General features: G+C 60.9%; 13 protein-coding genes and 1 pseudogene. 10 read left to right on the top strand and 4 right to left on the bottom strand.

Translation table 11 applies throughout. From position 1 onward, the window contains the following. Positions 1–88: 88 nt before the first annotated feature. The 3 genes and pseudogenes from glyQ to ACVWXC_RS06450 all read right to left on the bottom strand — a co-directional run bounded on the left by glyQ (position 89) and on the right by ACVWXC_RS06450 (position 2,906). Positions 89–1,075 carry a glycine--tRNA ligase subunit alpha gene (glyQ, locus tag ACVWXC_RS06460; protein WP_011429487.1) on the bottom strand — a complete coding sequence of 329 codons (987 nt, stop codon included), beginning with the start codon at positions 1,073–1,075 and terminating at the stop codon, positions 89–91. A 45-nt stretch (positions 1,076–1,120) separates the two neighbouring features. Beyond that, positions 1,121–1,366, bottom strand: a pseudogene (locus ACVWXC_RS06455) (peptidase); the annotation flags it as partial. Positions 1,367–1,475: 109 nt separating this feature from the next. Further along, positions 1,476–2,906, bottom strand: coding sequence for a DUF697 domain-containing protein (locus tag ACVWXC_RS06450; protein WP_457391729.1), 1,431 nt, complete (start codon positions 2,904–2,906; stop codon positions 1,476–1,478). Positions 2,907–3,076: 170 nt separating this feature from the next. On the opposite strand from ACVWXC_RS06450, the gene ACVWXC_RS06445 reads away from it, so the two are divergent. From ACVWXC_RS06445 to ACVWXC_RS06405, 9 genes are all read left to right on the top strand, one after another. Then, a complete protein-coding gene (locus tag ACVWXC_RS06445; protein ID WP_011429490.1) occupies positions 3,077–3,361 on the top strand; it encodes a DUF427 domain-containing protein in 285 nt (94 codons plus the stop codon). A 53-nt stretch (positions 3,362–3,414) separates the two neighbouring features. Further along, complete coding sequence (locus tag ACVWXC_RS06440) at positions 3,415–3,999, top strand: TolB family protein (RefSeq protein ID WP_011429491.1); 585 nt, start codon at positions 3,415–3,417, stop codon at positions 3,997–3,999. Positions 4,000–4,033: 34 nt separating this feature from the next. Then, positions 4,034–5,233 carry an LL-diaminopimelate aminotransferase gene (locus ACVWXC_RS06435; protein ID WP_457391727.1) on the top strand — a complete coding sequence of 400 codons (1,200 nt, stop codon included), beginning with the start codon at positions 4,034–4,036 and terminating at the stop codon, positions 5,231–5,233. Between the two features lie 173 nt (positions 5,234–5,406). Next, on the top strand, positions 5,407–6,195 hold the full coding sequence (locus ACVWXC_RS06430; RefSeq protein ID WP_457391725.1) for a hypothetical protein: 789 nt from the start codon (positions 5,407–5,409) through the stop codon (positions 6,193–6,195). A gap of 232 nt (positions 6,196–6,427) precedes the next feature. Continuing rightward, positions 6,428–7,741: a histidinol dehydrogenase gene (gene hisD / locus ACVWXC_RS06425; protein ID WP_011429494.1), complete on the top strand. Its 1,314-nt coding sequence runs from the start codon at positions 6,428–6,430 to the stop codon at positions 7,739–7,741. A gap of 49 nt (positions 7,742–7,790) precedes the next feature. Next, positions 7,791–8,615 carry a hypothetical protein gene (locus ACVWXC_RS06420; RefSeq protein WP_041438096.1) on the top strand — a complete coding sequence of 275 codons (825 nt, stop codon included), beginning with the start codon at positions 7,791–7,793 and terminating at the stop codon, positions 8,613–8,615. A gap of 96 nt (positions 8,616–8,711) precedes the next feature. Then, positions 8,712–9,017 carry a hypothetical protein gene (locus ACVWXC_RS06415; protein ID WP_011429496.1) on the top strand — a complete coding sequence of 102 codons (306 nt, stop codon included), beginning with the start codon at positions 8,712–8,714 and terminating at the stop codon, positions 9,015–9,017. Positions 9,018–9,041: 24 nt separating this feature from the next. Then, positions 9,042–10,232 (top strand): tetratricopeptide repeat protein, encoded by a 1,191-nt coding sequence (locus ACVWXC_RS06410; protein ID WP_457391722.1) that lies wholly within the window; start codon positions 9,042–9,044, stop codon positions 10,230–10,232. 512 nt (positions 10,233–10,744) lie between these two features. Continuing rightward, complete coding sequence (locus tag ACVWXC_RS06405; protein WP_457391720.1) at positions 10,745–11,515, top strand: RNA polymerase sigma factor SigF; 771 nt, start codon at positions 10,745–10,747, stop codon at positions 11,513–11,515. A 208-nt stretch (positions 11,516–11,723) separates the two neighbouring features. Here ACVWXC_RS06405 and ACVWXC_RS06400 read toward each other — a convergent pair whose 3' ends face one another. After that, positions 11,724–12,482: a hypothetical protein gene (locus ACVWXC_RS06400; protein WP_457391718.1), complete on the bottom strand. Its 759-nt coding sequence runs from the start codon at positions 12,480–12,482 to the stop codon at positions 11,724–11,726. 210 nt (positions 12,483–12,692) lie between these two features. Here ACVWXC_RS06400 and ACVWXC_RS06395 point away from each other — a divergent pair, with 210 nt between their 5' ends. Continuing rightward, the gene (locus ACVWXC_RS06395; protein ID WP_099813246.1) at positions 12,693–13,178 is read left to right on the top strand and encodes an ureidoglycolate lyase; all 486 of its coding nucleotides are present in this window, start codon (positions 12,693–12,695) and stop codon (positions 13,176–13,178) included. The last annotated feature ends 49 nt before the right edge of the window (positions 13,179–13,227 follow it).

Raw genomic sequence — 13,227 nt, 5'->3', positions numbered from 1 at the left:
TCGATTATCCTAAGGTAAGGGTGGCCACGGCAGGCCAGCGCCTGCTGATACCAATCACCCATCATAGCGAAAACAGGGATCTTTTTCCCTAGCCATTAGCCCAGGCGCCTTTGGAGATCAGGGTGGGTTCCGGCTGCCGCAGGGCATAGCTGGATCCAGGGCGGTCGGCTTGGCTAACGTACAGCTCTGCCAATTGTCGGGCCAGGTTGCGGATGCGCCCAATGTAGAGGGTGCGCTCGGCTACGGCAATGACGCCGCGGGCATCGAGCAGGTTGAAGGTGTGGGAGCACTTGAGCACATAGTCGTAGGCGGGCAGGAGCAGCGACACCGCCAGCCGATCGGGAAGCACCTGTTTTTGCAGCTTCTGCTGTGTGGTTTCGATCAGGCGCTTGGCTTCAGCTTCGTAGAGGCGGAACAGCTCCAGCAGCATCTCGGGATCCGAATACTCGAAGTTGTAGTAGGACTGCTCCACCTCGTTTTGGAAATAGATTTGCCCATAGGTAATCCGGCCTAGGGAAGGGTGCTCACCCCAGCAGAGGTCGAAAACCGAGTCCACCCCCTGTAGGTACATGGCCAGGCGCTCTAGGCCGTAGGTAATCTCCACAGAAACGGGGCGACAATCCAGCCCGCCCACTTGCTGGAAGTAGGTGAATTGGGTTATTTCCATGCCATCTAGCCACACTTCCCAGCCCACACCCCAAGCCCCCAAGGTGGGAGATTCCCAATCATCTTCCACAAAGCGAATGTCGTGTTCTGCCGGGTCAATGCCCAGGGCCCGCAGGCTCTCCAGGTACACCTCCTGGATGTCGTCGGGGGAGGGCTTGATCAGAACCTGGTACTGAAAGTAGTGCTGCAGACGGTTGGGGTTTTGGCCGTAGCGCCCATCAGTGGGGCGGCGACAAGGTTCCACATAAGCCACCCGCCAGGGATCCGGCCCCAGGGCGCGCAAAAACGTGTGGGGGCTCATGGTGCCGGCGCCTTTTTCCAGGTCGTAGGGTTGCAGGATGAGGCAGCCTTGCTCCCCCCAAAACTGCTGCAGGCGAAAGATCAAGTCCTGAAAGGTGTGGGCTGACATACCAAGGGCTGAGCAGGGATACCTTATCCTACCAATCTCCCCCCCTCAGTCGATCAGCTCTTCTTGATCGGCATCCGCTGGGTCTGAGTGGTTCCACTCGATGGGCGGCATTTGGTCGAAGGCTTGTTTGAGGGCGCTCTCCCAGAGCTTGCGCATCTTGGCCAGGTAGGGATCCCCGGTGCGCAGGCGCAGGCGCTGGGAGACTTTGAACTGATCCGCTTGTACCATCACCAGGTCGATGGGGGGGCCGACGGAGATGTTGGATTTCATGGTGGAGTCGATGGAGAGGAGACCCCGGCGTTGGTGCGGGAATCTGCCGCCATCACCAAGCCAGAACGGGTGAGGATGCCAAAACAGTAGGTCATGGGTGCAAGGGGCTCGGCTTCTCGACTGTAGGATCTCAAAGCAGCGCCGAACCGATTTTGCTGCGGATCTCTTCCCGGAGGCGCGCGGTAATGGAGGTCTCGTCCAAATCGGCCAAAATTTGGGCAATGGCGGCTTTGGGCCCTTCTGGCCCCCAACTGGCTCCTTGGGCCAGGTAGCGACGGGCCGCCTCCCCGATGGCGTAGCAGGAAAACCCGGCCAAGACCGCTTGCGTCAGGGCCACCGAACCGTAGGCCCCTAGGGAGAATCCTCCAGCGAAGGGCAGGGATCCCCCCAGCAAGGTTTTCAGGGATCCCAGGCCCAAGAGCGCCACCCATTCTCCTGCCCCCAGGCTGAGCATGCTGAGGACGATCTTCTGCAGCAGTTGTGCGGCTCCCGCGCTGCTCATGGGCCAGCCATAGAGGCGGGACAGGCGCAGGATCAAGGCAATATCCAGGGCCAGCCCTCCCAAGGTATCGAGCAGGGTAACGGGGTTGAGGGCAACGGCCAGCGCCTTGGTGCGGGCAGCGGCGGCGATGAGGTCTTGGGCTTGCTGGGCGCGGCTTTGCAGCTTGCGCTCGATGACCTGTTGGTTGACGCGATCGGCAAACAGGAGGGCATTCAAGGCCAGCAGGGAGCGCCCCTCCCGGTGCAGCACCTCCAGGATCTTCAGGCGCAGGGCGTCCACTTGGGGGGGGCCGATCTCCATCTCCACGCCGAAGCTGCCATCTGGCCTCTGCACCAGCCGCGGCACGCGCGGGGAGGCCGCCACCATGACGATCTCGTCGGGAGAAAGAAGTTGCCGCACCCGTTCGTTGCGGATCTTGTCGTAGATGGCCTGGCGATCCGCCTCCGGGTACTGGTCGATCTTGTTGAACACCAGCAGCATGGGCTTGCCCGCCTCCCGCAGGGCCGCCAGGGCCTCAAACTCCACCCGCGTCAGATCCCCGCAGACCACAAAGAGGATCAGATCGGCCCGCTGCGCCACCTCCTGGGCCAGCCGTGCCCGCTCCTCGCCGTCCACTTCATCCAGGCCGGGCGTGTCGATCAGCTCCAGACGGGATCCCTGCCAGTGACTAACCTGAACCGACTGCACCGAGGCAGGGGGCAGACGGGATCCCTGCAGGGTTGCTGCAGAGAAGGGGGATTGGGGGCGGGTTTCCCAACTGATGTTCCAAGCTGCCGCTTGCTGGGTGCGGGTAATGCCGTGGGTGGGCCCCGTCTGGAAGACCGGCTCCCCCAGCAAAGCATTGAGCAGAGAAGATTTGCCCCGCCCCACCAGGCCAAAGGCAGCGATGTGGATCACCTCGGTTTCCAGCTTGTCCAGCAGCGTCTGCAGGCTCTCCAGCTCCCCTTCCAAACCCGCCATCTCCTGGGGGCTTAGATCCAGTTGAGCCACCCACTGGCGCAGGCTGCGCTTGGCTTGCTGGTAGTTGAGGTCATCTTCTAGGGTGTTGCGGCGAGCCATGGCAGTGACGCTCAATAGCAGTGGAGAACAGCCCGGCAGGGGCGGGTGTCAACCCTCAACGACAACGATGACGATAAGCAGAAACGCTAATCTCAAAGAAAGGCAGTTGGCCTTGCCGGGATCTGCAACTTTAACGTTGAGAACTGGGAGTTTGCGACAGGAGGTTTTTCATGCCGAGGGCCATCTGGAACGGGGTGGTTGTGGCGGAGACCGACCGCTACGAAACCGTGGAAGGCAACATCTATTTTCCGCCGGAATCCCTGCGCTGGGAATACTTCCAGCCCAGCTCCACCCACACCACCTGCCCCTGGAAAGGACAAGCCAGCTACTACACCCTGGTGGTCAACGGCCAGGAGAACAAAGACGCCGCCTGGTACTACCCGGATCCCAAGCCGGCTGCAGCCAACATCCGCGGCTACGTGGCCTTCTGGAAGGGCGTCGAGGTAGAACTCTAGCCGAGCCGAGTTGCCAACTGAGTATGATGGAGAAGAATTGGAGGGGCAATGCGATGCTGACCGATGGCCAGATTCCACGCAGCCCAACCCGCTGGGCAAGCAGGTGGTGTTGGGCCGGCTTGAGCCTCCTGTTGCTCGGTTGTGGCCCGGCAGGGTTTCGCACGCCGCGCCCCACGCTGGCCGGCAGCGGCCTCAACAGTATCTTCCCCGATGGGGAGCCCTCCTTCAGCGGGGATGGTCGCTACCTGGTGTTTTCCTCCGCCCGCGGCGGCAGCCAGGATATTTTTCTCTACGACACGGTGGAACAGCGGCTGGTGGACTTGCCCGGCCTGAATTCCAGCGACGTGGCCGCCACCTCGCCCGACATCAGCGCCGACGGCCGCTACATCGTTTACGTGTCCAATGCGCTGGGCAAATCGGAGATTTTTCTCTACGACCGCCAAACCCGCCGCGTTGAGAATATCAGCAGCCGGGTACCGGGAGATGTGCGCAACCCCACCATCAGCGGCGATGGCCGCTTTATCGCCTTTGAGAGCAACGGTCGCGGCCAGTGGAACATCGAGATCTTCGACCGTGGCCCGGCAGCGGCCACACGGCCCTCTGCCCCCAGCTCTTCTAATGCCGGCAGCAATCCCTAAGGGGATTCAGGAATAGCCAACCTGGACTTGTCGCATGCTCGCTGCCTTCGCCCAACGACTGGAGCCGCTGCACTCCAATGTCTTTGACCAGCTAGACCAGGCCAAGTGGGAGGCGCGCCGGTCGGGCTTGGATGTCATCGACCTTTCTTTGGGCTCCTCAGACCTGCCCCCGCCCCCGGAAGCGCTGGCAGCCATTCAGAGGGCCCTGGCAGATCCCTCCACCTATGGCTACACCCTGTTCCACGATACGGCCGAGTTTCGCGCCGCCTGCGCCCAATGGTATCTCAGGAAGTTCGGCCTGGAGATCGACCCAGAAACTGAGGTGCTGCCGCTGATCGGATCCCAGCAGGGAACGGCTCTCCTACCGCTGGCCCTGCTCAATCCCGGGGATGTTGCTTTGATCACCGACCCGGGCTACCCCTCCCATGGGGGCGGGATCCATCTGGCGGGCGGGATCCCCTACTATCTGCCCCTGCGGGCGGAAAACCGCTTCCTGCCCCAGTGGGATGAGATCCCGGCGGGGATCTGCCGTCGGGCGCGGCTGTTGGTGCTGAGCTATCCCCACAACCCCACCACCGCCACCGTCACCCCAGAGTTTTGGCAGGAGACGCTGCAATTTTGTCAGCAGCACGATATCTTCCTGGCCCATGACTTTCCCTATGTGGACTGGCGTTTCGACGGCCAGGTGGCTCCCTCGGCGCTGCTGGCGGATCCCGGCAAGACCCGCACCATCGAGTTCTTTTCCCTCTCCAAGTCTTACCACATGGGGGGGTTCCGGGTGGCCTATGCCATCGGCAGCCGCGAGCTGATCCGAGCTTTGCGCCTGGTGAAGTCCACCATCGACTTCCACCCCTACCAGGGCATCCTGCGGGGGGCGGCGGCGGCCTTGGCAGCTCCCGACAGCTTTTTGGATCACTGGCGGCAGGTATACCGCAAGCGACGGGATCTTGCGGTGGCCGCTCTGCACCGCATCGGCTGGCCCGTGCCCCTGCCGGAGGCCACCATGTACCTGTGGGCACCTTTGCCCGAGTTCTATCGCGGCTCTTCAGCCCAGTTTTGTCTAGACTTGGTACGGGCTACCGGGGTGGCTCTGTCGCCAGGCTCAGGCTTTGGCCCCGGCGGCGAAGGCTATGTCCGCTTTGCGCTGGTGGCAGAGGGATCCCGGCTGGAAGAGGCAATAGAACGAATTGGGGAATTTTTGGGCAAAGGCACTTCTGGTCTCCGGCAGGCCTAGTCGCATAGAGCCAGCTTAGAAGCAGCAAGGGGGCAGGCTACAGATGTTTCTCTGAGGCCGGTTGTTGTCCCCGTCCTGGCCTTTTAGGCTGCCAGTATTAGCTGCAGCCAGCCGGTGTCGGCTAATCTGAGCCAGGATAGGAGTTGTGTTGGCCCAGTTGGCTCCTGAGGGGCATGGAGAAGGAAACGCTCGAGAGTTTTTTGTCCATCCGCGGGGTGATGGGGGTGGCGCTCCTAAGTCGGACAGGCCGCCCTTTTTTCTACCGTTCTTTTCAGAACTTGGACAGCCGACAGCAGCAAGCCCTCACCGAAGGGCTGTTTCAAGTTTTGGAGACCATGCCCCCAGGACTTGACTATTTTGACTTTCAGTTTGCCGAGCAGCGGGTCTTCGTTTACCCCCTTGGGCCGGAATGGGCGCTGCTGGTGGCGGTGAATGACGAGCTGGTGATGCCGGTTTACACCTTGGCCGTGAACCGCCTGCGAGCCGAGCTGCAACGGGATACGCCGAAGGGCCTGGCCACCTTGCGCCTGTTGACCAGCCAGGCGGAGACGGGTCGGAACCTTACCCAACCCAGCTCCACCCTAGCAGAAGGCAAGCCCACACCAAGGGAGGAGGCGACCCAGCCGGCAGCGACAGGCAGCCGCATGGAGATGGATGTCTTCGTGCAATCTCTCAATCGTCTTTGCCAGATCACAAGCGGCTATTTGGGCAAGGCGGTGATCGTCAACTATTGGAAGGCGGCGCGGCAGGAAGTGGTGGAACGCCAGGGATCCTCAGCCGAGTGGCTCCATCAGTTCGAGATCGAGCGCAGCGGACAAATCCACTACAAGGGCACCCTCAAGGAGCTGGACGAATCTCAACAAAAGGTGCTGCGGGACTGGGTGCTGGCTTTTTTCCGCCGCTGCGAAGAGGTGATCCACGATTTTCGCAACTTGATCAAATCGTCAGAACTGCGCCTATGAAAAGGGGCCAGTCTTTTTCCTGAGTAGGGCTATCGGCTCTTGGTCGAGGAAAATCCAGGCTAAGCTATGACCATGCTCAACCCGGATCGCGCCAGGTGCAGACAAGATCCCTGACCGAGGGTAGCTCCTCTGGTCACTGCGAACCGGTGCAGCGAGGATCTGCTTTGCTACCGCGATGCCACCGGATCCCTCGCTACCATCTGCTTACGGCACGCTAAGCGAAGGAGTTGCCATGCTGAGAATCGTCACCCAGCTAGCCGAGGCTGAAGCCGAGCTTAGACGGATCTCGGAGCGCACTCAGGCTGACCAGAACTTGCACCGCGAGGCAACCGTGCGGGAGATCCTACAAGCGGTACGCCGCCAGGGGGATCGCGCTCTCCTGGCCTACACGGCGGAGTTCGACCAGGTGGAGCTGAGCGTAGCCGAGCTAAAGGTGTCGGGGGCTGAGCTGGAGGCAGCCTACCAGGCGGTATCTCCGCAACTGCTATCGGCCCTGCGCTTGGCCAAACAGCGCATCGAAGCCTTTCACCGGCAGCGGGTGCCCAGCAGTTGGGTGAGCTTTCCCGGCCCCGAGATCGTCTTGGGCAAGCAGTACCGCCCGGTGGATCGCGCTGGCCTCTACATTCCAGGAGGGCGGGCCGCCTATCCCAGCACGGTGTTGATGAACGCCATTCCGGCCAAGGTGGCGGGGGTGCCCGAGATTGTCATGGTGACCCCGCCGGGATCCGACGGGCTGGGGGGCAAGGGGATCAGCCCGGCTATTTTGGTGGCCGCCCAAGAAGTGGGCATCCACACCATCTATCGCGTCGGCGGGGCCCAGGCTATTGGGGCCTTGGCCTATGGCACCGAGACCATCCCCAAGGTGGACGTGATCACCGGCCCCGGCAACATCTATGTGACGCTGGCCAAGAAGCTGGTCTACGGCACGGTGGGGATCGACTCGCTGGCGGGGCCTTCCGAGGTGTTGATCATCGCCGACGAGAGCGCCAATCCCCTCTACGTGGCTGCCGATCTGCTGGCCCAAGCGGAGCACGATCCCTTAGCAGCCGCGATCCTCCTGACCCCCGATCCCAAGCTGGCCCAACAGGTGCAGCAGGCTGTAACCACCCAGATGGAAGCCCACCCCAACCGTCTGCTGGTGGAGAAGGCGGTGGCCAACTACGGCCTGATCGCGGTGGTGCCGGATCTGGCCACAGCGGTCAACTTGTCCAACCAGTTTGCGCCGGAACACCTGGAGCTGCAGGTGGCGGATCCCTGGGCTCTGCTGGATCCCATTCGCCACGCGGGGGCGATCTTCCTGGGACACTACACCCCAGAAGCGGTGGGAGACTACCTGGCCGGCCCCAACCACACCTTGCCCACAGCGGGGGCGGCCCGCTACGCCTCAGCGCTGGGAGTGGAGACCTTCCTGAAGCACTCCAGCCTAATCCAGTACGGCTCGGCAGCCCTGCAGGAGGTGGCCGGCGCGATCCAAGCTCTGGCGCAAGCCGAGGGGCTGCCCGCCCATGGCCAGTCGGTACAGGTACGGCTGGCGGAGGAGCACTAACCTAGCCTAGACAGGGCTTGAACCGCAGTGAAGACGGAAGGTGGAGCAGATGGGGAGCCGGCTCAGGCAAAACTGGCTGGGGCAACTGGGGGGAGCCCTTGTGGCGGTTTGGATCGTCTGGGCGGAGGGGAGCGCCGCCTGGCCGAAGGACATAAAAGACATAATGTCGGCTGCCCCCGAAGCAATCTCTTCTCCTGCCTTGCCCATCCCGTGGGAGTGGGTATACGACTTGCAGGAGCAGGCGCGGCAACGGCAGTGTACGCTGGTGGGCCTGTTGCGCAGCCGGCCCCTGCCGGCCCCGGATCCCCAGTGGCAGGTGTACACTCGTCTGGATTTGGTTGCCACGCCTCAGACCAGTCGGTTGACCAGTGTGTTGTTTGCCAAGAACACTCGTACCCAAGCCTTGCAAGTGATCTATCAAGCTGCGGCGTCTGTGTACGACCCCGTTGAGCCATTGGATTTTGCCATGATCCTGCCTCTGGCCTGGCAGGACAACACCCTGCTGGCGCGGGAGTACGCAGGCTGGTTCCAGACCGACTTGAGCTGGGATCGGGCGGTGATCTGGCCCTTGCCCGCCGACTCGAACAGGATCCCACCGGTACAGGTTTGGGAGCCACCGCCGGCCCTGGGGTATGCCGAGCTGCTGGACTGGGATCCCCAGGCGCGAGGGCGGGTGCTGTTTGCCGTGGCCGATAGCCTGGAGGAGGTGCCGCGGCTGGTGAGCGTTGGCCCTGGTCAAGACTTGCTGTTGCGAGGGACGGCACCGCTGCCAACCTCCGAGCCTCCTCTCCCGCAAAAGGGCTGGACCAGCGCTACCCTCGCAGGGTCGGTACCCATTTGTCATGCCAACAACTTTGGGCTAAACATCAGGTAGTTCCTCCCCAGGGTTTTGGAGCTGCCGCCGATCTTTGGGGTGCTTAGGAGCCGAGGGGAGGATCTAGAGCAGCCCCTAGCGGGAGAGGGAGTAAGCATGCCTAGACCCCAAGTACGACGCGGCTGGCCTTTAGAGGCCTTTGTGGGCGATGTTATTGTCTGTACGCTGGAGGGATCCCATCTGGATCAGGTGACGGAGATCCGGATCAGCCCGGCGGGCAAGGGGATCCGGGTTAGCTTCGGGGATCCCTTGGGGCGCTCCCAAGAGCCGGTGCAGGCCACTGCCGAGGCGCTGACTGTGACTTTTGAGATCGATCCCAGCACCTACCCCGGCGAAAAGCGCATCGAGCTGATCTCGCCGGCAGGGCCCAGCGATCCCCTGCCGTTTTTGGTGATGATGTAGAGGCGCGCAGAGGGGAAGTGAGTCATGGCGTTGGCAACTGCCTCGACCGACTTGGGCGCGCTGCTGCTGGGAGTGGGCCTGTTGCTCCTGGTGGGAGGCTGGGCCTGGGGGCTGCGGCGACAGCAGCGAGCTGCTCCCCCAGACTCGACAACTGTTTTGCCGGCAACGGCGATTGACCTCTCTGCCCTTACGGCGGAACAGGCGGCCCAACTGCAGCCCTTCGAGCAGGCGGTGGGAGATCGGCCGCGGGATCCCATTGCCTGGTACAACCGCGCCACCACCCTCGACCAAATGGGGCAGGCCCAAGCCGCCCTGGCCAGCTACGACCGGGCCCTGCAGCTGAAGCCGGATTTTCCCGAAGCCTGGAACAACCGCGGCTCTCTGCTGGACGATCTCGGCCGTCACCAGGAGGCGCTGGCCAGCTACGAGCGGGCTTTGCAACTGAGGCCGGATTTTTTCGAGGCCCGCTTTAACCAGGCCAACACGCTGCGGCAACTGGGCCGCTACCAAGAAGCGCTACGCGCCTACGAGCAGGTTCTCACCTTCCGCCCCGACAGCGGGGAAGCCTGGCATCTGCACGGGCTGACCTTGGCCTCCTTAGAGCGGTGGCAGGAGGCGGTGAACAGCTACGACAAGGCCCTGGCCATCAATTCCAGCGATCCCCGGGTTTGGCAAAGTCGCGGGCTGGCCCTGGTGCACCTGGAGCGCTACGCCGAGGCTCTGGCCAGCTATGAACGGGCTCTGCAACTGGGATTGGAGTCGGCCTCTCTCTGGGCCGGCCACGCCCTCGCCCACCACCGCCTGGGCAACTGGATGGAAGCTCTCAACAGCTACGACCGCGCCCTGCAGCAGGATCCCCGGCGTTCTCAGATCTGGGTGCAGCGCGGCCTGGTGCTGATGGACTTGAACCTCTACGGGCTGGCCATCCAGAGTTTTGACCGAGCCCTGCAGATGGATCCCGACGATGCCGAGGCCCACTACGCCAAAGCCTGCTGCTGCGCCTGGGAAGGCCAGGTGCCCCAGGCCCTGCAAGCCTTGGAGCAAGCCCTGCGCCTGCAGCCGGAACGCTACCGCCCCTTGCTCGCCTCTGAGCCCTATTTCGACCTCATTCGCGGTGAGCCGAGCTTTACGGCCTTCCTGACAGCCCTCTCCGGCCTTGGAACCGACACGAACTCTACCTCCCTGACGCGAACGGCTCCATCCTCTGCTTCCTAGATTTCTTCTGAGGTTCCAAAGTGAGCCAGCAGCAGCAATCCGGCGATTCCGCCAAATGACGGAGAGAAATTCGGCTCTTTTGCTGAAGAAAGCTGCTGATTTTCCGTAGGGATGCTGTTGCTTGCGGCGGAAAACCCAGTAAACTAAGAACACTCCAGCTCCTGGCAGATCTCGGAGGCAAGCTGTGTTCTTGTTAACATCTGGTAGCATTTTCACGGCTACAACCTGATACTGTCTGCCTGCAAGCTTCTTCGCGGTTGGTTCCAGCAGAAGTCTGGCCTAGGGAGAATGGGGGTCGCCTGGCATCCTCTGCCTTTGAGTTGTTTGGGTGCTGAATCCAACCTTGAATGGCTTCAGCTCAAAAAGAAAAAAAGTAGTTGTCTATGCTAACGGCTCCTCAGCAGCCTTCTCTCGACGACTCCGAGTCGCCGGCGCCATCGACAGCCGCGGCTCCCCTGTTTTCTGCCAAAGCTGGTGCTGGGGATTCTGGATCCGGAGCTGTGGGTGCGTCTATGGCATCCAAATATGAAGATGTTAAAGCTCAAACTGCTGCACTGTTGCGACTCTACCACCAGACTCGGGATCCAGCCCTGCGCAACCGGCTGGTGGAAATAAACCTGGGCTTGGTGCGCAAGGAAGCCCACCACTGGCGTAACCAATGCGACGAAGGATACGACGACTTGGTGCAAGTGGGTTGCATAGGGCTCATCCAAGCCATCGAGCGCTTCGATATCAGCCGCGGCCTGGCTTTTAGCTCCTTTGCCATGCCCTACATTCGCGGAGAAATTCAACACTACCTGCGAGACAAAAGCCCAACAATACGGATCCCACGCCGCTGGGCGACGCTGCAGCGACAAGCCAAGAAGGTGATCGCGCGCCTGAGACAAGAATTGGGCCGTTCTCCTTCTGAGGCGGAGGTGAGGGAAGCCCTACAACTGACGGAGCAGGAATGGCGAGAGCTGCAGCTGGCCCAACAAAACAGCCTTTTGCTCAGCCTAGATGCTCCCCTACAGGTTGAAGAAGACAGCGTTGCTCTAGGGGATACCATTCCCGATCAGCGCTACCGCAGCTTTCAACTGGCCGAAGAAGATCGCATCCGCCTGCAAAATGCCTTGGCCAAGCTGGAGGAGCGCACCCGACAGATTTTGGAATTTGTTTTCTTCTACGACCTCACCCAAAAAGAAACAGCAGAGCGGCTGGGGATCAGTGCCGTTACCGTTTCCCGACAGGTCAAAAAGGGACTGGAGCGCTTGGCTAAGCTGCTGAGTCAGGACATTTTTTAGGGCGTTGCCGAGAAGGAAGATCCCTGGGCTTCGCGACAGTCTCCAGCGCTTTTCCAGGCAGATCTGAACCCTCTCCCAAAGTGGAGATCAAGGCGACAAAGAGCCTCACAACGACTTTCCCGTAGTCCAAGGCTTTGGTTACTTCAATATCAGTGCAGTATCCTGGTCGAAATAGCTGTAACTTGTGTCTTCGCTTTAATCTTTCGCTTTAATCTTTTTTGTCTCGAGCTTTGTCTGAAGCTTGATCTTTGTCTTGGGAACAATTTGCTCCCCGGTTCTGCAGTTGGCTTAGTTGGGAGCGCACCTGCAAGGCAATTTGCAAAGCAGCATCCAAAAGCTGCGACTGTTCGCTGGCCTGTTCTCTTAGCTGGAGCGCAGTCAGAGCTGCCAGCTCGTCGCCGAAGAACTCCCTTTGCTGCTCAATAAAGTCTTTGTTCTGCCGCAAGATCCGTTCAGTTTTCAAGGCGCGGATTAGGTCGCTGCGAGTCAGCTTCAGAGCCTCGATGATCTGCTTACGCTGAGGCAGCTTGGCCTCAGGATTGCCCGCCTCCACCAATTGGTCGTTAATGTGAATGGCCTGGATAATGCGGTTGTAACGCTCTACTTCTTCCAGCAAGTTCAACAGCAGCGGCATGCGGCGGCTGCGGAAAATCCAATAGGCTTGGCCCAAAGCGGCAATGGCTGTCAGGATTCCCCATTCCACCAGCCAACTTTCCCAACTGCTGCGCAGGCCAGGGATCAAAATTCGCCCCACCAAGGTCAGCAGGGATCCGCCTGCCCAAAAGGCACGACAGAAGAGATCCAGCACCAGCAACAGGCGCAGCAGATCCCAGAAAGCAGAGAACTGCTGTAGCCAGTCTTTCCAGTGACGGACGGGCCGAGGCCGGTACAGCCAAGCTACAGGTACCCCAGAAAGATTTTCCACTTGAATAGGGGAAATAACCAGCTCCTGTAAATCCCGCTGCATTGCCATTGCCGAGTGTTACAAATTGTCCCCATTCTACTGAGATTGTTTTCCTGCTTGGGGATCCCTTGCTGGAAGGAGACTACCGGCAAATCTGGATAAGATAAGATCTGCTCTGCTATTTGGGTCTTCACGCCCTTGCGCCGGCAGCAGCGGGAGACCGGCTCGCGGAGCAGCAATGGGTACAGGTTTGGGAAAGAGGAGACAAGCAGGGTGAGCAGCCAACTGCGCCAACTGAAGGCCCATCTCGCTGAACCGGAAAACTTTGCCCCCTACGGACAGGTGATCTACCCTGTCCCCGACCACAAACCCTTCGACAGCCAAGATGCCCAGTTGGTTTTGAATCAGGGCCAGCCCCGCTTCTACTTGATGCGCCTGCCCCGCCGCGGCCTCAAGTTTAGCCAGATAACCCACCACACCCGCTGCACCCAGTGTCTGGGATCCCTGCACGGCAAGGAGTGGTTTATCGCCGTCGCGCCGCCCGCCGACGAGCTGCAAGTGGACGAGATTCAGGCTTTTCGGGTGCCCGGCGATCGCTTTATCAAACTGGAGATGGGCACCTGGCATGCCGGCCCCTACTTCGACCACGAGGAGTTCATCGATTTCTATAATCTGGAGCTGGCCGACACCAACCTCACCGACCACGAGACGATCAACCTGCTCCAGACCTACAACCTGGAGTTTCAGATCGTCCCCTGAAGGCGGATCCCTGCAGTCTCGGCAAAAAAATCGATGTAGTCTTTACGCT

This window comes from Thermostichus sp. OS-CIW-20, from assembly GCF_054061455.1.
Note: the sequence above shows the minus strand (reverse complement) of the source record. Positions and strands in the feature narration are given on the sequence as shown.